Origin of the sequence: Mesorhizobium sp. WSM4306 (assembly GCF_007003975.1) — a bacterium.
Classification (GTDB): domain Bacteria; phylum Pseudomonadota; class Alphaproteobacteria; order Rhizobiales; family Rhizobiaceae; genus Mesorhizobium.
Window position 1 is genome coordinate 19,450 of record NZ_VFTC01000041.1, and the last position, 25,514, is coordinate 44,963.

Sequence of the window (25,514 nt, forward strand, 5' to 3'; positions counted from 1 at the left end):
CAGAACATTCCGGAACTTTTTTCGATGAGCGCTCATAGCGAAGAGACCAGACAATTCATAGAGGCGGAGCCAACCGTGCTCGAAGCCGGCACCGATGCCGCCGGCCAGCGCCTCGACCAGTGGCTGGCGGCGAGCCTGGGCCCCGACATGTCGCGCAGCCGCGTGCAGATGCTGATTAAACAGGGCGCGGTGTCGGTCGACGGCAAGCGTGTTGACGAGACCAAGCGCAAGATGAGGGCTGGCGAGCGCGTCTCGGTCGTCATGCCCGAACCCGAACCGGCCGAGCCGCAAGGCGAGGCCATCGCGCTCGACGTGCTTTATGAGGACGACGAGCTGATCGTCATCAACAAGCCGGCCGGTCTCGTCGTCCACCCCGGCGCCGGCAACTGGACCGGCACGCTGGTCAACGCCCTGATCCATCATTGCGGCGACAGTCTCTCAGGCATTGGCGGTGTCAGGCGCCCGGGCATCGTCCATCGCCTGGACAAGGAGACCAGCGGCGTCATGGTCGTGGCCAAGACCGACCGCGCCCACAAGGCGTTGTCGGAGGCCTTTGCCGATCATGGCCGCACCGGCGACCTCGAACGCGCCTATCTGGCGCTGGTCTGGGGCATCCCGCCGCGGCCGACGGGAACGGTCGACGCGCCGCTCGGCCGCGCCGCCGACCGCGTGCGCCGCGCCGTGGTGCCCGAAGGCCGCGACGACGCCCGCCACGCCGTCACCCATTTCACCGTGCAGGAGCGTTTCGGCGAGGACCAACAGGCGTTTGCCACCGCCAGCTTGGTCGAATGCCGGCTGGAGACCGGCCGCACCCACCAGATCCGCGTCCACATGGCTCATATCGGCCATCCTGTCATTGGCGACCCCGATTACGGCCAGGCCTTCCGCACCAAGGCCAACCGGCTGCCCGAGCCGCTGAAAAGCCAGGTCAAGGCATTTCCCCGCCAGGCTTTGCATGCCTGGCTCCTTGCATTTCGTCACCCGACTACCCATCTATCGATGAGGTTCGAGGCGCCGATACCGAGGGACATGGAGGAACTCGTCGGCGGCTTTCGGAAACTCTAAACCCGCCATCTAAAACCTGAGCGGCATTGTTCACTTTGGCGTGACACACTGTTTCGTGTTGAACAAATGCCTGTCTTTTCTGGTTTTGTTCCTATATAAATCGGTTGTCGCGGGCGAGCCTTTTGGTGCTCGCGTCACATGCCCGCCGCGTTTCGGGGGCATCACTCCAATAGAGAGGGGGCGCTATCATGGCCCAGTCATTACCCAGTATCGTTTCCGGCGAAGGCGGTCTCAGCCGCTACCTGGAAGAAATCCGCCGCTTTCCCATGCTTCAGCCGCAGGAAGAGTACATGCTCGCCAAGCGTTACGCCGAGCATGAAGACACTTCCGCTGCGCACAAGCTCGTCACCAGCCACCTTCGGCTCGTCGCCAAGATCGCCATGGGCTATCGCGGCTACGGCCTGCCGATCGGCGAAGTGATTTCGGAAGGCAATGTCGGCCTGATGCAGGCCGTCAAGAAATTCGAACCCGAGCGTGGCTTCCGCCTCGCGACATACGCCATGTGGTGGATCAAGGCCTCGATCCAGGAGTACATCCTGCGCTCGTGGAGCCTGGTCAAGATGGGCACGACCGCCAACCAGAAGCGCCTGTTCTTCAACCTGCGCAAGGTGAAGGGCAAGATCCAGGCGCTGGACGATGGCGACCTCAAGCCTGATCAGATCACCGAGATCGCCACCAGGCTGAACGTCTCCGAAGCTGAAGTCGTGTCGATGAACCGTCGCCTGTCGGGCGATGCGTCGCTCAATGCGCCGATCCGCGCCAGCGAAGGCGAATCCGGCGAATGGCAGGACTGGCTGGTCGATGACCACGAAAGCCAGGAAGACATGCTGATCGAGCAGGACGAGCTGGAAAACCGGCGCGGCATGCTGTCGGGCGCTCTTGCAGTGCTCAACGATCGTGAACGGCGCATCTTCGAGGCCCGTCGCCTCGCCGAAGAGCCGCTGACCCTGGAAGAGCTGTCGGCCGAGTTCGACATCAGCCGCGAGCGCGTGCGCCAGATCGAGGTGCGCGCCTTCGAGAAGGTGCAGGATGCGGTCAAGGCCGCCGCCAAGCGCCAGATGCAGGCCCTGCGCACGATTGAGGCGCAGCCCGCGGCTTAAGGCCGGGTTCGGTTACGAAAAACACGAAGGCGGCGCCAGGAAACTGGCGCCGCCTTTTTTGTGCCAGAAGCTGCGAAACCGAAGAGACAGCCTCTTTCTCCCGTCACTATACGGGGAGTTGAGGAATGGTCCGCGAAGCGGACGAAAAGCCAACTGCTTGGCTTTTCGAATGACGAACGTCCGGCAGGACAATGAGGGGCAGCGCCGAGATTGCGGGTTTGCCGGCGCAGCAATCGGCGGCGAGTTCGTCACAAAACGTTCGCGCCGCCCCTGATCCGGCTGCCGCCACCGCGACGCCGCGCGACATCTCTCACAACCCGTCCAGCGGAAACTTCAGATATCGCCTTCCATTGGCTTCCGGTTCCGGCAGCCGTCCGCCATTCATGTTGACCTGCAGCGCATGCAGGATCAGCCGCGGCATCGGCAGTGTCTTGTCGCGTCCCTCACGCAAGGCGACGAATTCGGCCTCGGTGTGCGCGGCAACGAGATGGATATTCTTCGCCCTTTGCTCGGCGACGGTACTCTCCCAACGCGCCTCACGGCCACCCTCCTGGTAGTCGTGGCCAACGAATACGCGCGTGTCGTCCGGCAGCGCCAGGATATCCTGGATCGATCGCCACAGCCGCGCCGCGCTGCCACCGGGAAAATCGGCCCGCGCCGTGCCGCTGTCGGGTATGAACAGCGTATCGTGGATGAAGGCGGCGTCACCTATGACATAGGTGATCGAGGCGAGCGTATGCCCCGGCGAGAACAGTACCTTGACCGGAAGGCTGCCGATCAGGAACGTTTCGCCTTCCTCAAACAGCCGGTCCCACTGCGACCCGTCGGCGGGAAAATCGGGCCAGTTGTAGATCGCCTTCCACAGCTTCTGGACCTCGACGATCCTGTCGCCGATCGCCGTCGGCGCTCCGGTCTTCTCATGAAGATAACGAGCCGCCGAGAAATGATCGGCATGCGGATGGGTATCCAAGATCCATTCGAGTTCCAGTCCGTTTGCCCGGATGAAATCCAGCAAGGCATCGGCGCTTTTCGTCGCCGTCGCGCCGGACCTTTCGTCGAAATCGAGGATCGGGTCGATGATGGCGCAGCGCTTCGTCGCCGGATCGGCGACGACATACTGTATGGCTCCGGTCGGCTTGTCGTAGAAGCCGCTGACCAGCGGCTTAGCCAAAGCTGCGTCCAATTTCCGGCCCCCTGCCCCTCGCTCCGGCAGGAATGATTTTCTCTGCCGGAATGAACCAGGAGCATGGTCATCCAGCAAGGCCCACCCGTCAAGCACACCCTGCCAGAAACAGGACAAAAATCGAAACCGACCCGGGTCGAAAACCTAGGCGGACGGCTGCTTGGTCTTCCTGAGATAGGGCAGGATCGTGTCAAAAGCGCCGAAGCGCTTGATCGCATCCTCGTTGGAGACGGCAGCTGTTATGATCACGTCCTCGCCCTGCTTCCAGTTCGCCGGCGTCGCCACCTGGTGCTTGGCGGTCAGTTGCATGGAATCGACCGCGCGCAGGATCTCGTCGAAGTTGCGGCCGGTGGTCATCGGATAGGTCAACACCAGCTTGATCTTCTTGTCCGGCCCGATGACATAGACCGAGCGCACCGTGGCGTTGTCGGCCGGCGTACGACCTTCCGACGTCTCGCCGGCCCCCGCCGGCAGCATCTCGTAGAGCTTGGCCACCTTGAGGTCCTTGTCGCCGATCAGCGGGTAGTTCACCGTCTGGCCGGTCGCCGTCTTGATGTCGGCCTGCCACTTGTCATGGCTCGCAACAGGATCGACGGAAATGCCGATGACCTTGACGTTGCGCTTCTTGAATTCGCCCGCCAGACCCGCCATCGTGCCGAGCTCGGTCGTGCACACCGGGGTGAAATTCTTCGGGTGGCTGAAAAGGATCGCCCAGCCGTCGCCGATCCAGTCATGGAAACTGATCGTCCCTTGTGTTGTTTCGGCGGTGAAGTCTGGCGCGATGTCGTTGATACGAAGGCTCATGGCACATTTCCCCTGCAACAGATTTCGTTAGGAGTGGCACCAAGGCGGCGCCCACACTCCGGCATTGCCGCATATTAGCGCATAAATTGCGGCTGTAAGATAATAGGAAACTCTTGTCGGCGACGGAACGAGCACTTTCGTTCTATGGACCCGACATAGTGCCCGACAATCTTTCGTTTCCGCGAGAAAAGCCTGCGCTCAGGTCTTGTTGACGGCGAGCGACGTGGCCAGGTCTTCCATGCGCTGGGCAAGCGCGCCAAGCGCGCTGGTCAGCACGGTGTCGTTCTTGTCGGCCTTGGTCAGCGCCTCGTCGCGCGTCTTGCGCAGCGTCTGCACCTCGGTCTCCATGCCCTTGACGCGCTTCTGCAGCTCCGACAGCTCGTCCATCACCATGATGCCGGCCATCACCGTCAGCCGCTGGTCGCCGATCTCGCCGAACGAATCCTTGAGATGCGAGACATAACGGTCGAAGCGTTCGGCCAGGTCGATCAGATGCTCTTCCTGGCCCTCGTCGCAAGCCATGCGGTACTGCTTGCCGTCGATGGAAACCGTGACCTGTGCCATGGCCTGCAGCTCCTATCTGTCCAGCACCGCGCGGATGGTTTCCATGGCGGTCACCAGGCGGCGCGACACTTCCTTGTTGGCATCTTCCAGCCTTTCGGCGCGGGCTTCGGAATTGTCGAGTTCCTGCGCCAGCCGGGAACGGTCGGCGTTCATGCGCTGCACTTCAGCCTCGGCTTCGGAATAGTCGCGCTCGTGCTCGAGCTTGGCCGCGACGGCGTTTTCCAGCCCCTCGATGGCCTTGCCTAGCCTGTGGATGACTTCCTTGAGTGTGGTTTCCCCGGTCATGGCCTTCGTCCTGTGCCCTGCCCATCACCGAATCGCTCGCGTTCAGAACGCGTTATCCCGGAAACATTAGGCACCGGGTGAAGGCAACGTCAACAAAGCTCTCGCGACTGTCCCCTGCTAACGCTAATGTTGGCCTGCCGCCGGCATCACAAGACCGGCAAATGTGCAGCCGATTTGTTGACTAAAAGCCCGCGCCTGCTATGTGTCGCGCACCCTTTCCAGGGCTCTGCCAAGCCCGCAAATCCCCACCCCGGAGGTACCATGACGTCGCGTGAACAACATGACCGGATGGCCAATGCGATCCGTTTTCTCGCCATGGACGCCGTCGAAAAGGCCCAGTCCGGCCATCCAGGCTTGCCCATGGGCTGCGCCGACATCGCCACCGTGCTGTTCACCCGCTTCCTGAAATATGATCCCAAGAACCCCCATTGGCCCGACCGCGACCGCTTCATCCTGTCGGCCGGCCATGGTTCTATGCTGCTCTATTCGCTGCTGCACCTGACCGGCTACGAGGACATGACGATCGACCAGATCAAGCATTTCCGCCAGCTCGGCTCGAAGACCGCCGGCCATCCCGAATACGGCCACGCCACCGGCATCGAGACGACGACCGGCCCGCTCGGCCAGGGTCTTGCCAATTCGGTCGGCTTCGCGCTCGGCGAGCGCATCATGAACGCCGCCTTCGGCAACGACCTCGTCGACCACTACACCTACGTTCTGGCTGGTGACGGCTGCCTGATGGAAGGCGTCTCCCAGGAAGCCATCGCGCTTGCCGGCCACCTCAAGCTCAACAAGCTGATCGTCTTCTGGGACAACAACAACATCTCGATCGACGGCCCGGTCTCGCTTGCCGACAACACCGACCAGGTTGCCCGCTTCCAGGCCTCCGGCTGGAACGCCAGCCACATTGACGGCACCGACCCGGAAGCGATCGCCTATGCCATCGAAGCCGCCCGCCATTCCGACAAGCCGACGATGATCGCCTGCAAGACGACCATCGGCTTCGGCGCCCCGACCAAGGCCGGCACCAACAAGGCGCACGGCTCGCCGCTCGGCGCCGACGAAATCGCCGGCGCGCGCAAATTCTTCAACTGGGACTCGCCGCCTTTCGAAATTCCGGCCGACATCCTCGACGCCTGGCGCACCGCAGGCAAGGCCGGCGCCAAGCCGCGCACCGATTGGGAGGGCCGCCTGGCCAAGGCCGACGCCAAGCTAAGGGTAGAGTTCGAGCGCCGCCTCGCCGGCAAGCTGCCGTCGAACTTCGATACCGTCATCGCCGACTACAAGAAGAAGCTGTCGGCCGACAAGCCGAAGGTCGCCACCCGCAAATCCTCTGAGATGGCGCTGGAAGTCATCAACGGCGCCGTGCCCGAGACCATCGGCGGCTCGGCCGACCTCACCGGCTCCAACAACACCAAGACCAGCCAGACCAAGAACATCACGCCGGACGATTACGGCCAGCGTTATGTCCATTACGGCATTCGCGAACACGGCATGGCCGCCGCGCTAAACGGCCTGACGCTGCATGGCGGCCTCATCGCCTATGGTGGCACCTTCATGTGCTTCTCCGACTATGCCCGCCCGTCGATGCGGCTGGCGTCGCTGATGGGCATCCGCTCGATCTTCGTCATGACCCATGATTCCATCGGTCTCGGCGAAGACGGCCCGACCCACCAGCCGGTCGAGCATCTGGCGGCGCTGCGCGCCATCCCGAACCACAATGTCTTCCGTCCGGCCGACGCGGTGGAAACCGCCGAATGCTGGCAGATTGCCATTGAGACGGAAAAGACGCCGGCGACCATGGCGCTGACCCGCCAGAACCTGCCGACGGTGCGCACCGAATACTCGGCCAAGAACCTGAGCAGCCAGGGCGCCTATGAACTGGCCGCGGCCAGTGGCGAGGCGGCGGTAACGATCTTCGCTACCGGCTCCGAGGTCGAGGTCGCTCTCGGCGCCCGCGACCTGCTTGAAAAGCACGGCCATCCGACCCGCGTCGTCTCTGTGCCTTGCTTCGAACTGTTCGACCAGCAGAGCGACGCCTACCGCAAGAAAACCATCGGCAACGCGCCGATCAAGATGGCGATCGAGGCCGGCATCCGCCAGGGCTGGGATCACCTGATCGGCTCCGACGGCATCTTCGTCGGCATGCACGGCTTCGGCGCCTCCGGCACCATCGAGCAGCTCTACCCGCATTTCGGCATCACCGCCGAAGCGGCAGCCAAGGCAGCGGAAGCCCGCCTGCACAGCAAGTGACACCGGCGTCAGTCCCGCGAACCGCAAAGGCGGTTTCGCGGGACTGGACCAACCTAATCGATTTAAATTCGGCTTTCTGCGGCTGGATTCTTGTGCCATCCGCAGCTATGAAGCTGCGGACCCATCTGCCGCCTTTCGAACTCCCAGGGAGAGTAAAATGACCGTCAGAGTTGCCATCAACGGATTTGGCCGCATCGGCCGCAACATCCTGCGCGCCATCCATGAATCCGGCCGCAAGGACATCGACGTCGTCGCCGTCAACGATCTCGGCCCGGTCGAGACCAACGCCCACCTGCTGCGCTATGACAGCGTGCACGGCCGCTTCCCGCACGAAGTTTCGGTATCCGGCGACCAGATCACCGTCGGCAGGGAGACCTTCAAGGTCACCGCCATCAAGGACCCGGCGCAGCTGCCGTGGAAGGAACTCGGCGTCGACATCGCGCTCGAATGCACCGGCATCTTCACCGCTCGCGACAAGGCCGCAGCGCATCTGACCGCCGGCGCAAAACGCGTCGTCGTCTCGGCGCCTGCCGAGGGTGCTGACCTCACAGTGGTCTACGGCATCAACCACGACAAGCTGAGCAAGGACCATATCGTCATCTCGAACGCGTCCTGCACCACCAATTGCCTGGCGCCGCTGGCCGCCGTGTTGCACGAGGCCGTCGGCATCGAAAGAGGCATGATGACGACGATCCACTCCTACACCGGCGACCAGCCGACGCTGGACACCATGCACAAGGATCTCTACCGCGCCCGCGCCGCCGCGCTGTCGCAGATCCCGACCTCGACCGGCGCCGCCAAGGCGATCGGCCTGGTGCTGCCCGACCTCAAGGGCAAGCTTGACGGCATCTCGATCCGCGTGCCGACCCCGAACGTCTCGGTCGTCGACTTCAAGTTCATCGCCAAGCGCGCCACCACCGTGCAGGAGATCAACGAAGCGGTGATCGCCGCCTCCAACGGTAAGCTCAAGGGCATTTTGGGCGTCACCCATCACCCGAACGTCTCGATCGACTTCAACCACGACCCGCGCTCCTCGATCATGGCGCTCGACCAGACCAAGGTCATGGACGGCAACTTCGTTTCGGTGCTGTCCTGGTACGACAATGAGTGGGGATTCTCCAGCCGCATGGCCGACACCTCGGTTGCCTTCGGCAAGACCATCGCCTGATCGCAGGTATCGTCTTACAGCCTCGAAACGCCCGGTTTTGTCCGGGCGTTTTTCGTCGGGCGCGTGCCTAGCCGGACCGACCGGCCAAAATGCACGAAAATCAGCGGGATAGGGCAAAAAACCACCCTCCCGCCTTGCACTGGCCATGCCTTCGCCCCACTCTGCCGTAAATCGGGAGAAAGAGGAATTCGAGGGGCAAGTCACGGATGGAGCATGCGATCTATCTCGTTACGCTGGTCGGCACAGCGCTCGTCGTCGCCGCCGCGTTCTCGAGCCTGATCGCCTTCCGCTTCGGCGCTCCCCTGCTGCTGCTCTTCCTCTGCATCGGTCTCGCCACCGGCACTGACGGTCTCGGCATCGAATTCGACAATGCGCGCGTGGCTTATTTTGCCGGCTCACTGGCGCTGGCGGTCATCCTGTTCGATTCCGGTTTCGGCACGCCGCTCAATGCGCTGCGCCAGGCGGCCGGGCCGGCGCTGTCGTTGGCGACCTTCGGCGTGCTTTTGACCACCGGCCTGTTCGGCGCCGCCGCCTATTACCTGCTCGACCTCAGCTGGCTGGAATCCTTCCTGCTCGGGGCCGCCGTCGCCTCGACCGACGCGGCTGCGGTGTTCTTCCTGCTGCGTGCCGGCGAGATCAATCTGCGCGAGCGCGTGCGCGCCACGCTCGAAGTCGAATCCGGCACCAACGACCCGATCGCCATCTTCCTCACCATCACGCTGGTCGAGGTCATCGCCGCCCACGCCAATCCCGAGACCCATGTGCTGGTCACCAATCTGGTCCTCGGCTTCGTGCTCAACATGGGCCTCGGCGCCATTGTCGGCGTGCTTGGCGGCCTTGCCATCGTACGCCTCGTCGACCGGCTCAATCTCGACCACGGCCTGCTGCCGATCTTCGTGCTGACCTTGTCGCTGATGGTGTTCGCCGCCGCCGGCGCCATCGGCGGATCTGGTTTTCTCGCGGTCTATCTCGCCGGTCTGATTGCCGGCAATTCCGACATCCGCGCCGTCACCATCCTGAAGCGCTTCCAGGACGGCATGTCGTGGCTGGCGCAGATCATCATGTTCCTGATCCTCGGCCTGTTCGCGACGCCGTCGCAATTTCCGGCGATCCTGGTGCCTGCGGTGCTGCTTGGCCTGTTCCTGATGTTTGTCGCGCGCCCGATCGCCGTCTGGCTTTGCCTGATCCCGTTCCGCCTGCCGCGTCCCGAGGTCGCCTTCGTGTCCTGGGTCGGCCTGCGTGGCGCAGTCTCCATCCTGCTTGCCATCACCCCGCTGCTCGGCGGGCTGGAGAACGGGCGCGTCATCTTCAACACCGCCTTCATCATCGTGCTGGTGTCGCTGGTGGTGCAGGGCTGGACGGTCGGGCCACTGGCGCGCCGCCTCGGCCTGATCGTGCCGGCGAGGCTCGGGCCTCTCGACAAGGTCGAGCTCGAACTGCCGGGCTCGGCCCATCACGAGCTTCTCGCCTATCGCGTCGCGCCCGGCAGTCCGGTGGCGCGCGGCGAGCGCATCCCGCGCTGGGCCAGGCCCTCGCTGGTGCTGCGCGACGGCCGCTCGATGCGCTTCCAGGACATGGGCCGGCTCGCCGCCGGCGACCAGGTTTACATCTTCGTGCCCGACCGCTATCCGCGCCTGCTCGACAAGCTGTTCGCCAGCCGCGCCGTGGTCGACCCCGAGGATGCCGATTTCTTCGGCGCCTTCGCCGTCGATCCGGCACGTTCAGCCGGCGAACTGGAAGCCGCCTACACGCCAGGCCTGACCGAAGCCGAGCAGAAGCTCACCGTCGGCGCGCTGGTGGCGGCAAGGCTCGGCGGCCATGCCGAATATGCCGACCGTGTACTGATCGGCCCGATCGAGCTGATCGTCCGCGACGTCGACGACAAGGGCAAGATCACAGGCCTCGGCCTGTCCTTCGAGCCGACCGCGCCGGTGGCGCGGGTACCGGTGTTCCTCAGCGCCGGCGAGATCGGCGACCGTGTCTCCGCCTTCATCCGCAGCTGGCGCAAGCCGACGGAAACGCAGGTGGCGGAGGCTCGGGCTGAGGAGAAGCCGTCCTCGGAGCCTGCCGCGGAGAAGGCAGCGACCGAGAGCTGACCACGATCCGTCTGCGCCACCAGCCGAAGCAAGTTTGTCCCCAGCATCACTGCTACCTTCGCCCTGACTTCAAAATTTAACGCGCAGCGCGGCTCAAGCCTTGCATCGTAGCCGGTGCTGGTTATGGTCCCGGCGATTTTCACGGAAAGGAACCAGCATGGCCGCCTTCAAGACACTCGACGATATCGGCAATATCAGCGGCAAGCGCGTGCTGGTGCGGGTCGACCTCAACGTGCCCGTCGCCGACGGCAAGGTCACCGACGCCACCCGCATCGAACGCATCGCGCCGACCATCGCCGAACTGTCCGGCAAGGGTGCCAAGGTCATCCTGCTCGCCCATTTCGGCCGGCCGAAGGACGGTCCCTCGCCCGAACTCTCGCTGGAACCGATCGCCAAGGCCACAGCCGAGGTGCTCGGCCGTCCCGTTGGCTTTGCCTCGGATTGCGTTGGCGACACGGCGGGAAGTGCAGTCGCCGCCATGAACAAGGGCGACGTGCTGCTCTTGGAAAACACCCGCTTCTACAAGACCGAGGAGAAGAACGACCCGGCCTTCACCGAAAGGCTTGCCGCCAATGGCGACATTTTCGTCAACGACGCCTTTTCGGCCGCGCATCGGGCGCACTCCTCGACCGAAGGCCTGGCGCGGCTGTTGCCTGCCTATGCCGGCCGCACCATGCAGGCCGAACTCGAGGCACTGGAGAAAGGTCTGGGCGATCCGGTCCGCCCTGTCGTTGCCATTGTCGGCGGCGCCAAGGTGTCGACCAAGATCGACCTGTTGATGAACCTGGTGAAGAAGGTGGACGCGCTGGTGATCGGCGGCGGCATGGCCAACACCTTCCTCGCCGCGCGCGGCACAGCTGTCGGCAAGTCGCTGTGCGAGCACGACCTTGCCCCGACCGCCAAGCAGATCATGATCGAGGCCGCCGAAGCCGGCTGCGCCATCATCCTGCCGGTCGACGGCGTCGTCGCAAAAGAGTTCAAGGCGGGCGCGGCTTGCGAGACCGTCGCCATCTCCGACGTGCCGGCCGACGGCATGATCCTCGATGTCGGCGAAAAGACCGTGAAGGCGATCGGCGAATGGATCGACCGCGCCGCGACGCTGGTCTGGAACGGCCCGCTCGGCGCCTTCGAGATCGAGCCTTTCGACCATGCGACCGTGGCCGCGGCCAGGCACGCGGCGGCCCGCACCACGGCCGGCATGCTGGTCTCGGTCGCCGGCGGCGGCGATACGGTGGCCGCACTCAATCATGCCGGCGTCGCCGACGACTTCACCTATGTCTCGACCGCCGGCGGCGCCTTCCTGGAATGGATGGAAGGCAAGCCACTGCCCGGCGTCGATGTGCTGAAAAAGCAGGCCTGACCGGAACGTCGGCGCCAAATGACGCGCCGGAAACTTTCAATCGATTCGAGCTTTCCGATGCCATTCCTTTGGCGGTAGACTTCCGTTAGAGCAATTCCAGGAAAAGTGTGAGCGGGTTTTCCGTCCGGAATTGCGTAAAAACAATGACATAGAGCGGTTCGCCGTTTCCGTGAAACGGTGAACCGCTCTATGTGCGGAACAGACCCCTTCAGGAGAAGCAAAAATGAGCGAACGTCTCGAAGATATTGCCGCCGCGATCGTGGCCGGCGGCAAAGGCCTGCTGGCCGCCGATGAAAGCTCCGGCACCATCAAGAAACGCTTCGACGTCATCGGCGTCGAATCGACCGCCGACAGCCGCCGCGACTACCGCGAGATGATGTTTCGCGCCAAGGACGCGATGACCAAATACATCTCCGGCGTCATTCTCTATGACGAGACGATCCGCCAGAAGGCCGCCGACGGCACGCCGCTGGTCGATATCATCAAGGCCGCGGGCGCGATTCCCGGCATCAAGGTCGACGCCGGCGCCAAGCCGCTGGCCGGCTTCCCGGGCGACACCATCACCGAGGGCCTCGACGGCCTGCGTGAACGCCTTGCCGATTATTACAAGCTCGGCGCCCGCTTCGCCAAATGGCGCGCGGTGATCGACATCGACACCGGCAAGGGCGTGCCTTCGGCCAACTCGATCGCCTCCAATGCCCATGCGCTGGCCCGTTATGCGGCACTTTGCCAGGAAGCCGGCATCGTACCGATCGTTGAACCGGAGGTGCTGATGGACGGCGCCCACGACATCGACACCTGCTACGCCGTCTCGAAGGCGACGCTGATCAAGCTCTATGACGAGCTTCATGCGGCGCGCGTGGTGCTGGAAGGCTCGATCCTGAAGCCCAACATGGTCATTGCCGGCAAGAAATCCGGCAAGACGAACAGCCCCGAGGAGATCGCAGAGAAGACGATCAAGCTTTTCCGCGAAACCGTGCCGGTCGCGGTGCCCGGCATCGCCTTCCTCTCGGGTGGACAGTCGGACGAGGAAGCGACCGCCAACCTAAACGCCATCAACGCCATCGGCCCGCATCCGTGGAAGCTGACCTTCTCCTACGGCCGCGCCCTGCAGGCCGCCCCGCAAAAGGCCTGGAGCGGCAAGGCATCGAACGTCGCCGCCGGCCAGGCCGCCTTCACCCATCGGGCCCACATGAACCATCTGGCGGCACTCGGAAAGTGGAAGGCGAGCCTCGAACAGGCCGCCTGAGCGCAATCCTTCCATTGTCATACAACCCGGGCCGATGCGCCCGGGTTTTTGTTTGTGCCGAGCCCGGGCTTGGGGCGAAGCCTGTCCATTCTTATCTCCCCTTCGGCAAAACCGCTGACGATGTCGGTTTGCGTCTATCCCGAACGTCCTTGGGATGACAAACAGGGAGAAGTTCATGCCTCGCAACAAGGTGGTTTCGCGCGAAGACTGGTTTGAGGCGCACAAGGCGCATCTGGCGCGCGAGAAGGAGCTGACGCGGTTTCGCGAGCGCATCGCTGCCGAACGGCGTGAATTGCCTTGGCTGAAGATCCGGAAAGATTACGTCTTCGAGACCGAGCAAGGTCCGAAGAACCTGGCCGGGCTGTTCGCCAACCGCAGCCAGCTCATCGTCTATCACTTCATGATGACGCCAGGGTCGGATCATCGCTGCGAAGGCTGTTCGTTCCTTGCCGACCATATAGACGGCGCCAACCAGCATCTGAGGCATCACGACGTGTCTCTGGTTGTGGTTGCGCGCGCGCCGCTGGCGGAGCTCCTGCCCTACAAGCAGCGCATGGGCTGGAAATTCGACTGGGTGTCGTCCTATGCCTCGGACTTCAACTTCGACATGCAGGTCTCCTTCACCGACAAGCAGATCGCCGCCGGCGACACCACCTACAATTTCGAGACCCGTCCACGGACATCGAAGGATCTTCCCGGCACCAGTGTTTTCTACAAGGACGAGAACGGCGACATCTTCCTTACCTTCACGTCGCGCGCCCGTGGCGGCGAGTCTCAGATCGGCTGTTACGATTATCTCGACATGACGCCGAAGGGCCGCGACGAAAATGGCCCCTATCAAAGCCTGATGGACTGGGTGCGGCTGCATGACGAATATCAGGACAGGCACGCGGACAAGCCGAACTGCTGCGACGATTGAAGGCGTTCACCTCAGCCCGAACATGCGCTAAGCCTGCCGCCAATCTATAACGGTATCGCCATGCGCTTCCCGGCCCTCTTCACCTGGCTCGCCTACCCCGTCTATGTCTGGCAGGGGCTCGGCGTGCGCCGCCGCACCACCCGCATGCTGCCGGCACAAGGACCAGTGATGCATGAGATATCGGGCAAGGCGCCGGCAATCTCGCTGCTGGTGCTGGGCGATTCCTCCGCCGCCTCGGTCGGCATCGGCAATTCCGAGGACGGGCTTGCCGCGCAGCTTGCCGTCATGATCGCGCAGCGTACCGGCGACGCCGTGCGCTGGCGCGCCGCCGGCTTCAACTCGGCCACGTCGGGCCAGATCCGCGACCATGTGCTGCCCAATCTGTCGGCCGATCCATGGACGCATATCGTGCTCGCCATCGGCACCAACGACACCAAGAATTTCCACTCGGTGCCGCGCTTCAAGAAAGAGTTCGGCGGCCTGCTTTACGCACTCCGGGCCAAATGGCCGGAGGCACGTGTCGTCTGGTCGCCGGTGCTCGAGTTCACCCGTGCGCCAGCCATGCCTCCGCTGCTCGGCAAAATCCTTGAGATCCGCGCCACCGCAATGAACCGCATGGGCGAGCGCCTGTGTTTCGAGCGCGGCGCCGTACCCGCGCCGCGCCTGCCGATCACCAATCCCGAAGAGGGTTTTGCCTCCGACGGTTTTCATGCCTCGGAAGCCGGGTATCGAGCTTGGGCCGAACACCTGGTTGGGCAGGTCCTCGCCGATTGACCAGATCAGGCACGAGTTCGGACTAGCCGGTTTCGGATAACTGGATCGATTATTTTCGAAATACTGTTGATTTTGGCATCCCTCCAATGAATTGGAGGAAGAATATTCCAAGTCAAAACAACATGAATGCGCCAGCCCGGTGTTACTTCTGCAATGCCACCTTGCGGATTCAAGACTGCTGGGTCATTCTGACATTGGGCAAGAGGTGTGGGGTGGCATGTCGAACATTGCCGGCAAAGCATATGCAATGAATGTGCTAACACCGATGCGGCCTCGGTGGACCTGGATCCAGCACCTGATTTTCATGGTGGCGCGCGCCGGGCCTGCGCAGCTGTCGGGTTTGCTTGGCCTGAAGCTCATTCATTTCGCGCGCTGGGTGATCATCCGGCGCGACCAATGGCCTGATCTCGGCCAGGGCAAGCAGGCCATCCAGAACGACTACATGCTGTTCCTGTCCAATTTCAACGGCACCTGGGACCAGTATATCGACGCCTTCGCCGACGGCATTCCAAGCGGCCTGGACATGTTCTGGTATGCCAGCACCAAATATCCGCACTCGATCCCGATCTCGAGTTTCAAGGACTATATCGGCGCCAACCAGATCCATACCAACTACTACTACAACGCCACGCCCGGGGCAGCACAGCGCGACATCAAGGCGGCGCTGCGTGTCCGAAACGAGGTGCTGAGGCTCGCCAGGATCCACGCCAGCAGCGACCCGAAGGCCTTTGCGCAGGCCTACAGGGAAGCGCTTGTGAAGGTGGCAAACTCGCTGGCGTCGCCGGGCTTTGCCCCGATCGCGTCGGTGGCGACGCGCAAGGCCGACAAGGCGCGGAACGAATTCATCGACATGCTCGAAAAGAAGCGTGGGGCGGCCAATGCCAAACCTTGACGGTGGCCACTACTTCCTGACGGTCCTCGCCCCTATCCGCGTCGACATCATGATCGACCCCGACGAGATCGGCCGTTCGCGCTCGCACCGGCAACTGCTGGCGCAGAAGCTGGCGTTGCTTGCCACCGGCAAGCAAACGGCGGAATCGCCGCCCAATGCGCGGCCCTCGCCCTTCTCACTCAACACTTTGAACCACCTCGCCCGGTTCGTCATCATCCATGGACCAGCCTTCAACGGGCGCATTTCGAGCGATGCGCTGGTCAGCGCCGTGCGCGCCGTCAATCCGCTGGCACCGCAGCCCGTAGACCAGCTGGGTACGCCTTTTCTGCTGTTCGCGGCCGATATCGACGCACAGGCCGAAGGCGATGCTCTACGCGCCTACACCGATCAATTGTGGGCGACGATGAAACGCGATCTGGTGATCATCTTCGGCCATTGCGTCGGCTTCGACGGCATCGATTCCGCGGACGGGTTTCACGCCTACATCAAACGCTGCCAGATAGAGACGACGATGCCGTTCAACGACTACTGGCCGGACGGCCTCGACGTCAAAGACAAGACGCTGGAGATCGGCGCGCTCAAGCCGGTTGGCATAGCTGCCGCTGGGGCGATCGTAATCTGGCTTGCGGTCCTGCTCCTGCACGGCGTCTTCGCTGTCTTCGGCGTGCACGATGCTTTTGCGCAATGGATCGCGACGGCAGCTACTTGGGGCGTCGTCGTGGTTACGCTGCTGGTCATCCTGACGTTGCTCATGGCCTGGGAGTTGTATCGCAAGGTCTTCCGCCAGGGCATGACGCCCTTTCCAGCCGCACCCGGCGCCGACCTGCCTTCGGTCCTGAAGTCGCTGTTCATCCAGCAGCATTTCACCCGTTTCGCCATCGAGGCGCAGGGCCTTGACGACACCGCACTTCACGCCCGCTTCGGTGCCTTTGTCGGCGCCGTAAAACCGGACGATCCGGCAGAACCAACACAGCAGGCCGGTGAAATCCGGGCGCCGGCGGCGGAGTGGGCGCGATGATCGAACTCGACCTTCCCGACATCCAGGGCAACATCCATCGCCCCTATGGCCGTTTCGGTTTTCCGCACAGCCGCCATCTGTTTTTCACCATTAGCGACGCCGCCGCCGGCCGGCTGTTCGTGCAAGGCATCCGGCCGCGCATCACCACCGCTGAGCCGTGGGGGAAATCCGAGGCTGGCGGCGCCGGACCCACGCTGCTGCTCAAGCCGCCGATCACGCTCAACATCGGTTTTACCTTTCTCGGCCTGCGCGCACTCGATCTGCCGACCCGCACGCTGCGCCTTTTGCCCGACGAGTTCATCGACGGCATGGGCTGCCGCGCTGACATTCTCGGCGACGTCGAAGGCAGCGCGCCGGGACACTGGGACCCGGTGTGGCGCTCGCATCTCGACGGCAGCGTTCGGCCGGTCCACGTCTGGGTCTCGCTCAACGTCGGAGCCAATCCCGACGGCACGCCGCTGCCTAAACTCGCCGAGTGGACGACATGGCTGCAGGGACTTGCGGCAAAGTCCAACGGCAGCGTGGCTCTGCTCGCAGGGCACGGAGCTGACGGACAAGGCCTTTGGCAGGATTCCGCCGCGCTGATGGACCCCGGTCCTGACGGCACGATGATCCCGCAGCCGAAGGAGCCCTTCGGCTTCACCGATGGCATCAGCGATCCGGTCTTTCGCGGCCAGTTCCAGGCTGACGCAGAGGCGCGCGCCGTGATTGGCGCCGGCAAGATCGCTGAGGGCCTATACGATCCCAAGACCAGTTGGAAAGCGCTGGAGACCGGCGAGTTCATCCTCGGTCAGGTCGACGAGGGCCAGGAATTTCCGGTCGCCACGCAGCCGCCCGGCTTTGCCCGCAACGGCACCTTCATGGTCTGGCGCAAGCTACGCCAGGACGTGCCTGGATTCGAGGCCGAGATGCGGCGACAGGCGGCCCTATGGAAGCAGGTTACCGGCATTGCCGACGACAAAGAGGCCTACGAGACCGTCTCGGCCAAACTGGTCGGCCGCTGGCGGTCCGGCATACCGCTGCTGGCCGCGCCGAGCTGGGCCGATCACCAGCGTCTGATGGCCGAATGGGCGGATTGCATCGACCCCGCGCTGCGCAAGCCGCGCGACGACGCCAGGCACCAGGAGCGGCTGGCGGCGTTTGCCCAGCTGCTCACCGGCTTCCGTTACGGCGATGACCCCGACGGCGCCAAATGCCCGTTCGGCGCCCATATACGCCGCGCCAATCCGCGCGACATGCTCGACCCGCTGCTGAGCGAGACGCATGGGGCAAGCACGCTCACCAACCGCCGCCGCATCCTGCGGCGCGGGCTGCCCTATGCCGATCCCGACGGCGAACAGGGCGTGATCATGATGGCGATCTGTTCAAGCATTTTCCGGCAGTTCGAATTCATTCAGCAGCAATGGATGAGCTACGGCCTGGATTTCGAAGCCGGCAATGACACCTGCCCGCTGACCGGCAACCGGGCCGAATCCAGCAAGCACGTCATTCCGGCTGGACCGGCCAATGCCACGCCCTTCATCGCGGCGAATCTACCCGAATTCGTGACCACGCGCGGCGGCGATTATTTCTTCGTGCCAAGCCTGACCGCAATCCGCATGATCGCCATGGGCACGGTCGACCCGACCTGACGAAAGCTCCGGCATAGCGTCGCGGCGCTGCGTTATGTCCAGTGCCCCAGGGCGCCGGCCAGCGCGATAGCCGCCATGGCCAGCAGCGCCAGCTTCCAGAAATCACCGCGCCGCCGCAGACCCGGCCAGCCGAGTGGCTTGATCAACTGGATGGCCATCATGCCGATGATGACAAGGGCGAGCAGTTTCGACATGCTGCCTTTGACCAGCATCGCGGACGGCTGTCAAAGCGCTTCTTGCATGGTCTTTGCCAATCGGCCATTCCTGACAAAAGGCTCGTTTTCCCCGCCGCCCGCAAAGCGCCTCGCAGCTTTCTTCAGCGACCTGACAGGCTCCTGACAGACTGCTGTCAGGAGGGGTGTGCGATAGTGTCTCCATCAGAGAAGAGGAGACGGTCATGAACAGCTTCGGTATTTTGAACAGCGTACAGCACTATGTCGGCAAGATCCGCACGATGCGCAATGAAGTCCGTACCCAGCGCTTCTTGAACTCCCTGCCGGCGGACATCCGCAAGGACATTGGCTGGCCTGATATGTATGAGGGTCCCAGCCGCATTCGCGAGGTCTGAGGCGTTTTTTCATGACAATGCTTGGATGCGGCCCCGGCAACGCCCAGATCACATGAGACTCGGCCGGCGATTCCCTGGGCTGGGCGCAAAATCTTTTTTGCGCCCGCTTACCGACGATGCTGAAGGCTCCTGACAGAATGCTGTCAGGAGCACCATGCCATAACTGTGTCAGGAGACATGAGTGGTGAAAAGCTGGAACGACAGGCTGAACACGCCCGGTATCAATGGCGTCAAGCCGACGCCGCACACGATAGGTGACGTCGTCGAGGGCCAGCCGATGCTGGTGCCGACGGCGCGCCAGGTCGAAGATTTCATCCGCTCCATACCCAAAGGCGTCGAGATGGACGTCCGCGCCTTGCGCACCGCTCTCGCCATCGAGCATGGGGCGCAAGTGACATGTCCGGTCACCATCGGCTATCATCTGCGCACTGTTGCAGAAGCCGCCAATGAGGATCTCGAGCGCGGCATGGAATTGTCAGCGATTGCGCCGTTCTGGCGCGTGCTCGACACCAACGCGCCGACGACGAAGAAACTGTCCTTCGGCGCGGAATTCGTCGCCGCGCAGCGCAAGCGCGAAGGACTGAAACCATAATGCCTGCCGCCCAAAAAGTGTTTAGCGGTTTTTGGGGCAACGGCAGGCATGAAACAGGAAATGGATGTCGCCCGGAACCGGTTTGGGGACCACGACATTCATAGAAACGCAGCCGAGGGACCATACGATGCGCCGTGCCGACAGGCTCTTCCAGATCGTGCAGCATCTGCGCGGTGGCCGGCTGGTCACCGCTCAGAAGCTCGGTACCTGGCTCGAGGTTTCCGAACGAACCATCTACCGCGACATTGCCGACCTTCAGTCGACCGGGGTGCCGATCGACGGCGAGGCGGGCGTTGGCTACATGATGAGGGAGGGTTTCGACCTTCCGCCGCTGATGTTCACGCGTGACGAGATCGTCGCGCTGGTCGCAGGCGCGCGCATGGTGCGCGCCTTTGGTGGTGCGGCCATGGCGCGTGCCGCCGACGAGGCGCTGGTCAAGATCGGCGCCGTGCTGCCCGACACAGAGAAGGACCGCATCGCCCGCACCGAGATCCACACGCCGATGTGGGTGGTGAGCGACGCCGCCCGCGAGGCGATCGACCTGATCGAGCGCGCCGTCGAGAAGCGCCAGGTGTTGACCATCGACTATCGTGACGAGGCCGGTCGCGGCACCGGGCGCGATATCCGCCCACTCGGCCTATGGTTCTGGGGCAAGGTATGGACGCTGGTCGCCTGGTGCGAGATGCGCGACGATTTCCGTGCCTTCCGCATCGACCGCATCGGCTCCGTGGTCATCGCCGGCCGTATCTTCAAGCCGGAGCGCGGCAAGCAACTCGCCGATTTCTACCGCGCGGTCGAGCGCTCGGAGGATTACGGCATGACGCCGGACCGGGCGGCCCGAAGCTGAGTGAACTGGCTCTTGCCTTCTCCCCTTGTGGGAGAAGGTGGATCGGCGCGATAGCGCCGAGACGGTTGAGGGGTGTTCCAGCGGAGTGAGGCGTCAGTGTTTTCTGGAACACCCCTCATCCGACCTCGCTTCGCGAGGCCACCTTCGCCCACAAGGGGAGAAGGTGAAAGCACTCACTCTTCGTCGGCGTCTTCGTTCTTGGACTTGAGCGCCGAGAGCTTGGCGAACACGGCGTTGGCGTCGAGTTCGGCATCCTCGTCCTTCGGCTTCTCCGGCGCCGGCACCAGGCGCTCGGTCAGTGCCGCCGGCAGCAGCGTGTCACCGACCGGCTGCGCCTGTTCGCGGCCGCGCGAGGCACGGTTGACTTCCATGTCGAGGTCGATCTGCGAGGCGAGACCCAGCGTCACCGGATCCATCGGCTGCAGATTGGCGGAATTCCAGTGCTTGCGCTCGCGGATCTGTTCGATCGTCGACTTGGTCGTGCCGACCAGGCGCGAAATCTGCGCGTCCTTCAATTCCGGGTGATTGCGCACCAGCCACAGGATGGCATTGGGTCGGTCCTGGCGCTTCGACAGCGGCGTGTAGCGCGGACCTTTGCGCTTGGATTCCGGCACCCGCACCTTGGGGTCGGACAGTTTCAGGCGCTGGTTCGGATCCTTCTCGGCGCGCGCGATCTCGTCGCGGGTCAGCTGTCCGGTCATGATCGGGTCCATGCCCTTGATGCCTTGCGCCGATTCGCCGTCGGCGATCGCCTTGACCTCGAGCGGATGCAGCCCGCAGAACTGCGCGATCTGCTCGAAGGAGAGCGCGGTGTTGTCGACCAGCCAGACGGCGGTCGCTTTGGGCATCAGCAGCGTATTGGCCATTTCAAAAATCCTTCTCGTTCGCCCGCGTTCCCGCGCGGGCGGTGGTTTAGAGCCACCAAAATGGGAAATTCGCGGCCTGTATAACCGCTCCGCCGCCGTTTCGCAATGTTTTTGGCGCAGGGTGTCGTAAGCACATGAGTTGTCCGGGTTAGGTAGCCATGCTGTCCGTTTCATTCGCAGCCTCCATCGGACTGCTCATAAAACCGGACAACTCATGTGCTACCTAACCCGGACAACTTGATTAGCTACCGACATGTTTTTGGCGCAGGGTGCCCGCCGGACGCAGACTGCGTGGAGGCCGGAAAAGCCTCATCTTCGGCGATCATTGATGCCGAGACGTAAAAAAGCGTTCCAAAACGACAAAACCCGCCGGACAGGGTCCAGCGGGCTCGGAACCGGCGACGGTAAACGTCTGCTGCGGCTCTTGCTTCTAGCACATGGCCGGCCTTACGGCCGGCCATGCTTCGAATTAGATGGCCTTGCGGGCAATCCGCTCGATGTCGCCGCGGCTGATGCCGAGGTCGCTGAGCTGACGGGCGTTGAGCTTGTTCAGCTCGCGCACGGTTTCGTTGTACATACGCCAGTTACGGAAAGCGCGGATCGGGTTCATGGTATTCCTCCAGTTGTTGGATCAAATCGTTTCGATGACGCTTAGATAGGCAGCGCTGCCCACGAATTGAACAGACGTCTTTGCATAGCCGCAATGCAAATGCTGCATTGCACCATTAAGGTTCTGTTCATCTTGCCGGCAGGCGACACACGCCTAGGGCGTGTCGAGATTCAGGTCAGGCCGAGTCGAAAATGGTGGCGTCCGAGAACCGGAGCGGAGCGTACTTTTCGTACGTGAGCACCGGCCTACGCCGGCCGTAGCCCTAACCGCAACCACTCTTCAGAGAAGGGCTTCGGCCGGCGAAGGCCGGAAGCGTAGGACGCCATCATTTGCAGACCGGCCTCACCTGAACCCTCGATATGCCCTAGCCGACGTCGAGAACGATCTTGCCGATATGCTCGCCCTCTTCCATGCGCTCATGCGCACGCCAGGCATCGGCCAGTGGGAAGATCATGTCCATGACCGGCGACACTTTGCGTGTACCGAGCAGCGGCCACACCTGCGCTTCGAGCGCCGCAGCGATCGCTGCCTTGAACTCGACCGTGCGGGGCCGCAGCGTCGAGCCGGTATGGGTCAGCCGCTTGACCATGATTTTTGAAAAATCGGCGCTCGCCACCGCGCCGGCCTGGACGGCGATCTGGACGATCCTGCCCTCGACCGCCGCCGCCTCGTAGTTGCGCTGGACGTAGTCGCCGCCGACCATGTCGAGAATGACGTCGACGCCCTTGCCGCCGGTGGCATCCTTGACCGCGGTGACGAAATCCTCCTCGCGGTAGTTGATCGCCTGGTCGGCGCCGAGCTTCAGGCAGGCGTCGCATTTCTCCTTGGAGCCGGCGGTGGTGACGACATAGGCGCCGAAGGCCGACGCCAGCTGGATCGCCGTGGTGCCGATGCCCGACGAGCCGCCATGCACGAGCAATGTCTCACCTTTCTTCAGGCCGCCGCGCTCGAACACATTGTGCCAGACGGTGAAATAGTTCTCCGGCACCGCGGCCGCTTCCGTATGGGTGAAGCCGGCGGGCAGCGGCAGCACGCTGCCGACGTGAACCTTGACATATTCGGCATAGCCGCCCCCCGGAGTCAGCGCGCAGACCCGGTCGCCGAGGCGCCAGCGCGAAATCTCGTCGCCAAGTGCTGCCACTTCGCCCGATGCCTCGAGGCCGGGCAGGTCGGAAGCGCCGGGCGGCGGCGGATAGGCGCCTTTGCGCTGCTGCACGTCGGGCCGATTGACGCCGGCTGCGCGCACCCGGATGAGGATTTCACCGGGGCCGGGCACCGGCACGTCGCGCGTTTCCGGTTTCAGCACCCGCGGTCCGCCCGGTCGCGAAATTGCTATGGCCGTCATCCTGGTCGGAATTTTATGTCCGCTCGCCATGAAGTTTTCCGTCCCGATCCTGCCGGTCTGTCGCCGGCTGTTTGCATCAGCACCCCTGCCCTATGTATGCTGATTGCCGGATCAGGCAAATGCTGAATCAGGGAGGAGCGACGATGGCGATCTTCGACGACGAACCCAAAAAGAAATCCAGGCCGCATGAAATCGGACAGGATCTGTCGCTGCTTTCGGTCGGTGACCTGACCGAGCGGATCGGCATCCTGCGCGACGAGATCGCCCGGCTGGAAGCCGAATTGCAGACCAAGGGGAGCACCAAATCGGCGGCCGAAGCCCTGTTTCGCCGCGGCTAGTTTTCGCGTTGGTTTCGGCGTCGGAGCATCCGCCGCCGAAAAGCCCGAATGCGCCTGTCTTCAGAGCTGCCCCCGTCTTCAGAACCGACAAGCCCCTCCAGCCGGATCAAACAATGTTTGCAAGTTACAGACCGATCCTCTCGCTGCTTCGCGGCACTGCTTTCCTGCTCGCGGCTTCGGGATTGCACGGCCTGCTGCTGCCGTTGCGCGGCCAGATCGAAGGGTTTTCCACCGCATCGCTCGGCCTGATGGGCACCGCCTGGGCCGGCGGCTTCGTCACCGGCTGCTTCTTTGCACCGCGCCTGGTGCGCCGCGCCGGCCATGTCAGGGCGTTCGGCGCCTTTGCCGCGTCGGGCGCTATCGTCGCCCTGCTCACCGGCCTGATCATCGACGAATATGTCTGGATCCTGCTGCGCGCCTTCACCGGCTTCACCATGGCCGGCGCCTTCATGGTCATCGAAAGCTGGCTGAACGAAAAGGCCACCAATGAGAACCGCGGCACCGTCTTCGGCCTCTATATGATGGTCACCTATGCTTCGATCATGGGCGGCCAGATGATCGTTGCCGGCGGCGACGTCAAATCGGCATCGCTGTTCATGATCACGGGCATCTTGTTCTGCCTGTCGCTGATCCCGACAGCGGTGTCGTCGGCTTCGACTCCCAAGCCGTTGCAGGACGTCAAGCTCGACGTCAAAGGGCTTTATGCCAACTCACCTGTGTCGGCGATCGCCTGCCTGCTGGTCGGCATTGCCAACGGCGCCTGGGGCACGCTGGGTGCCGTCTACGGCGCCCGCATTGGCATTTCCACCGCCGAGATCGCGCTGATGATGAGCCTTGTCGTCGTCGCCGGTGCCGCCATGCAGCTTCCGGCCGGGCGCCTCTCCGACAAGACCGACCGTCGTTTCGTGCTGGCGGGCGCCGCTTTCGGCGCCGCGCTCTTCGCCATCCTGATCTTCCTGTTCGAACCGCACTCCTCGGTTCTCGTCATTGTGCTAACCGCCGCCTACGGCGCCTTCGCCTACACGCTCTATTCGATCGCCGTTGCGCATGCCAACGACCACGCGCGCGCCGAGGATTTCGTCAAGGTCTCCGGCGGCCTGCTGCTTTTGTACGGGTTCGGCACCATGATCGGCCCCTTGCTGGCCGCCGCTTTGATGGGTTGGTTCCGCCCCGAAGGCCTTTTCCTGGCCACCGCGCTGGCACATCTCAGCCTCGCCGCCTACACGCTGCTGCGCATCAGCCGCCGCGCGCCAGTGCCGATCGAAGACCGCGATGCCTTCAAGACCCAGCCGGCCGATCGCTCGGTCACCCCTGAAGCATTGCGGCTCAGAAAAGCGGAAGCTGACGGTTGAGATTTGAAAAACTTTGCCCCACAAGTATAGGCATGATCTTTTCTGACGCCTTCATGGCGATTGCCGATCCCAACCGGCGCTATCTCCTGGAAGAACTCCGGCGCGGCCCGAAAACCGTCAACGAACTGGCTTCGGGCCTGCCAGTCTCTCGCCCGGCCGTGTCCCAGCATTTGAAAGTATTGCTGGACGCCGGCCTGGTCCACGCCAAGGCCGAAGGCACGAGGCGGGTCTATACGGTCAGCAATGCCGGCTTCCTCAAGCTCAATATTTGGCTTGATCAGTTCTGGGAAGCATAGGCCCGGCGCGACGCGAAAAATACTGCCGGTCCTTGCTCCACTCGTTTCATGACTGGACGACCAGCCGATGCGACGCGAAGTGATATTTTGTGCCGTGACTGCGGTTAATCTGGGCTGTTTGCAGCAACCGGTCTGATGCAGATTCTCCCGGCCAAAGCGCAGGACGCCGTCGGCATCTTGCGCGGCAGCGGGCTTGAGATCGTGACCGGAAACCCGGCTCAAGATGGTGGAGCCGGAAGGGCGCGAGAAGCTGATCGCACCCTAAAGCCTGTCGCCTTTTAAAGGATTCAGGATTCCCCTTGGTTTGAGTTCGTGATTCATTGCGGTTGAAAGGAGACC

26 protein-coding genes are annotated in these 25,514 nt (G+C 63.1%); 18 read left to right on the forward strand and 8 right to left on the reverse strand.

The features are described 5' to 3' along the window. Window positions 1-24 precede the first annotated feature (24 nt). Window positions 25-1,065: an RluA family pseudouridine synthase gene (locus tag FJV77_RS29850; protein WP_142869963.1), complete on the forward strand. Its 1,041-nt coding sequence runs from the start codon at window positions 25-27 to the stop codon at window positions 1,063-1,065. Window positions 1,066-1,253: 188 nt separating this feature from the next. Next, window positions 1,254-2,165 (forward strand): RNA polymerase sigma factor RpoH, encoded by a 912-nt coding sequence (gene rpoH / locus FJV77_RS29855; protein ID WP_142869964.1) that lies wholly within the window; start codon window positions 1,254-1,256, stop codon window positions 2,163-2,165. 310 nt (window positions 2,166-2,475) lie between these two features. On the opposite strand, the gene FJV77_RS29860 is transcribed toward rpoH, so the two are convergent. The 4 genes from FJV77_RS29860 to FJV77_RS29875 all read right to left on the reverse strand — a co-directional run bounded on the left by FJV77_RS29860 (window position 2,476) and on the right by FJV77_RS29875 (window position 5,001). Further along, window positions 2,476-3,348, reverse strand: coding sequence for an MBL fold metallo-hydrolase (locus tag FJV77_RS29860; protein ID WP_142869965.1), 873 nt, complete (start codon window positions 3,346-3,348; stop codon window positions 2,476-2,478). 144 nt (window positions 3,349-3,492) lie between these two features. Next, on the reverse strand, window positions 3,493-4,152 hold the full coding sequence (locus tag FJV77_RS29865) for a peroxiredoxin (protein ID WP_142869966.1): 660 nt from the start codon (window positions 4,150-4,152) through the stop codon (window positions 3,493-3,495). 198 nt (window positions 4,153-4,350) lie between these two features. Beyond that, window positions 4,351-4,716, reverse strand: a complete 366-nt coding sequence (locus FJV77_RS29870; protein WP_142869967.1) for a cell division protein ZapA — start codon at window positions 4,714-4,716, stop codon at window positions 4,351-4,353. 12 nt (window positions 4,717-4,728) lie between these two features. Further along, the gene (locus tag FJV77_RS29875; RefSeq protein ID WP_023670128.1) at window positions 4,729-5,001 is read right to left on the reverse strand and encodes a DUF4164 domain-containing protein; all 273 of its coding nucleotides are present in this window, start codon (window positions 4,999-5,001) and stop codon (window positions 4,729-4,731) included. A gap of 261 nt (window positions 5,002-5,262) precedes the next feature. Here FJV77_RS29875 and tkt point away from each other — a divergent pair, with 261 nt between their 5' ends. The 10 genes from tkt to FJV77_RS29925 all read left to right on the forward strand — a co-directional run bounded on the left by tkt (window position 5,263) and on the right by FJV77_RS29925 (window position 18,361). Then, window positions 5,263-7,254, forward strand: a complete 1,992-nt coding sequence (gene tkt, locus FJV77_RS29880) for a transketolase (protein WP_142869968.1) — start codon at window positions 5,263-5,265, stop codon at window positions 7,252-7,254. Between the two features lie 157 nt (window positions 7,255-7,411). Further along, a complete protein-coding gene (gene gap / locus FJV77_RS29885; RefSeq protein WP_142869969.1) occupies window positions 7,412-8,422 on the forward strand; it encodes a type I glyceraldehyde-3-phosphate dehydrogenase in 1,011 nt (336 codons plus the stop codon). A 206-nt stretch (window positions 8,423-8,628) separates the two neighbouring features. After that, a complete protein-coding gene (locus tag FJV77_RS29890; protein ID WP_142869970.1) occupies window positions 8,629-10,518 on the forward strand; it encodes a potassium/proton antiporter in 1,890 nt (629 codons plus the stop codon). A 157-nt stretch (window positions 10,519-10,675) separates the two neighbouring features. Continuing rightward, window positions 10,676-11,878, forward strand: a complete 1,203-nt coding sequence (locus FJV77_RS29895) for a phosphoglycerate kinase (RefSeq protein WP_142869971.1) — start codon at window positions 10,676-10,678, stop codon at window positions 11,876-11,878. Window positions 11,879-12,101: 223 nt separating this feature from the next. Continuing rightward, window positions 12,102-13,127, forward strand: coding sequence for a class I fructose-bisphosphate aldolase (locus FJV77_RS29900; RefSeq protein ID WP_142869972.1), 1,026 nt, complete (start codon window positions 12,102-12,104; stop codon window positions 13,125-13,127). 175 nt (window positions 13,128-13,302) lie between these two features. Beyond that, entirely contained in the window at window positions 13,303-14,046 is a 744-nt protein-coding gene (locus tag FJV77_RS29905) for a thioredoxin family protein (RefSeq protein ID WP_142869973.1), read from the forward strand. A gap of 60 nt (window positions 14,047-14,106) precedes the next feature. Continuing rightward, window positions 14,107-14,820 carry an SGNH/GDSL hydrolase family protein gene (locus FJV77_RS29910; RefSeq protein WP_142869974.1) on the forward strand — a complete coding sequence of 238 codons (714 nt, stop codon included), beginning with the start codon at window positions 14,107-14,109 and terminating at the stop codon, window positions 14,818-14,820. 247 nt (window positions 14,821-15,067) lie between these two features. Beyond that, a complete protein-coding gene (locus FJV77_RS29915) occupies window positions 15,068-15,712 on the forward strand; it encodes a hypothetical protein (protein WP_246691423.1) in 645 nt (214 codons plus the stop codon). Continuing rightward, entirely contained in the window at window positions 15,699-16,730 is a 1,032-nt protein-coding gene (locus tag FJV77_RS29920; protein WP_142869976.1) for a hypothetical protein, read from the forward strand. Before FJV77_RS29915 ends, FJV77_RS29920 begins: the two co-directional genes overlap by 14 nt. After that, entirely contained in the window at window positions 16,727-18,361 is a 1,635-nt protein-coding gene (locus FJV77_RS29925; protein WP_142869977.1) for a hypothetical protein, read from the forward strand. Before FJV77_RS29920 ends, FJV77_RS29925 begins: the two co-directional genes overlap by 4 nt. Before the next feature lie 32 nt (window positions 18,362-18,393). Here the strand turns inward: FJV77_RS29925 and FJV77_RS29930 are convergent, their stop codons facing one another. Next, a complete protein-coding gene (locus FJV77_RS29930) occupies window positions 18,394-18,573 on the reverse strand; it encodes a hypothetical protein (protein WP_185970474.1) in 180 nt (59 codons plus the stop codon). Window positions 18,574-18,758: 185 nt separating this feature from the next. Between FJV77_RS29930 and FJV77_RS29935 the strand changes: the two genes are divergently transcribed. From FJV77_RS29935 to FJV77_RS29945, 3 genes are all read left to right on the forward strand, one after another. Next, a complete protein-coding gene (locus tag FJV77_RS29935) occupies window positions 18,759-18,929 on the forward strand; it encodes a hypothetical protein (RefSeq protein ID WP_142869978.1) in 171 nt (56 codons plus the stop codon). A gap of 184 nt (window positions 18,930-19,113) precedes the next feature. Beyond that, window positions 19,114-19,521 (forward strand): hypothetical protein, encoded by a 408-nt coding sequence (locus FJV77_RS29940; protein WP_142869985.1) that lies wholly within the window; start codon window positions 19,114-19,116, stop codon window positions 19,519-19,521. 127 nt (window positions 19,522-19,648) lie between these two features. After that, window positions 19,649-20,368 carry a YafY family protein gene (locus FJV77_RS29945; RefSeq protein WP_142869979.1) on the forward strand — a complete coding sequence of 240 codons (720 nt, stop codon included), beginning with the start codon at window positions 19,649-19,651 and terminating at the stop codon, window positions 20,366-20,368. A 173-nt stretch (window positions 20,369-20,541) separates the two neighbouring features. Here FJV77_RS29945 and FJV77_RS29950 read toward each other — a convergent pair whose 3' ends face one another. The 3 genes from FJV77_RS29950 to FJV77_RS29960 form a co-directional block, all read right to left on the reverse strand. Then, window positions 20,542-21,234 (reverse strand): DUF1013 domain-containing protein, encoded by a 693-nt coding sequence (locus FJV77_RS29950; RefSeq protein WP_142869980.1) that lies wholly within the window; start codon window positions 21,232-21,234, stop codon window positions 20,542-20,544. A gap of 469 nt (window positions 21,235-21,703) precedes the next feature. Next, window positions 21,704-21,844, reverse strand: a complete 141-nt coding sequence (locus FJV77_RS29955; RefSeq protein ID WP_023670143.1) for a DUF1127 domain-containing protein — start codon at window positions 21,842-21,844, stop codon at window positions 21,704-21,706. A gap of 364 nt (window positions 21,845-22,208) precedes the next feature. After that, the gene (locus FJV77_RS29960; protein WP_142869981.1) at window positions 22,209-23,219 is read right to left on the reverse strand and encodes an NAD(P)H-quinone oxidoreductase; all 1,011 of its coding nucleotides are present in this window, start codon (window positions 23,217-23,219) and stop codon (window positions 22,209-22,211) included. 113 nt (window positions 23,220-23,332) lie between these two features. On the opposite strand from FJV77_RS29960, the gene FJV77_RS29965 reads away from it, so the two are divergent. From FJV77_RS29965 to FJV77_RS29975, 3 genes are read left to right on the forward strand one after another with little or no spacing between them, the layout of a single operon-like run. Next, window positions 23,333-23,527 (forward strand): DUF1192 domain-containing protein, encoded by a 195-nt coding sequence (locus tag FJV77_RS29965; RefSeq protein ID WP_112559543.1) that lies wholly within the window; start codon window positions 23,333-23,335, stop codon window positions 23,525-23,527. An 8-nt stretch (window positions 23,528-23,535) separates the two neighbouring features. Beyond that, complete coding sequence (locus tag FJV77_RS29970; RefSeq protein ID WP_348643848.1) at window positions 23,536-24,879, forward strand: MFS transporter; 1,344 nt, start codon at window positions 23,536-23,538, stop codon at window positions 24,877-24,879. A 32-nt stretch (window positions 24,880-24,911) separates the two neighbouring features. Then, window positions 24,912-25,175, forward strand: a complete 264-nt coding sequence (locus FJV77_RS29975; protein ID WP_142869983.1) for a metalloregulator ArsR/SmtB family transcription factor — start codon at window positions 24,912-24,914, stop codon at window positions 25,173-25,175. Window positions 25,176-25,514 lie beyond the last annotated feature (339 nt).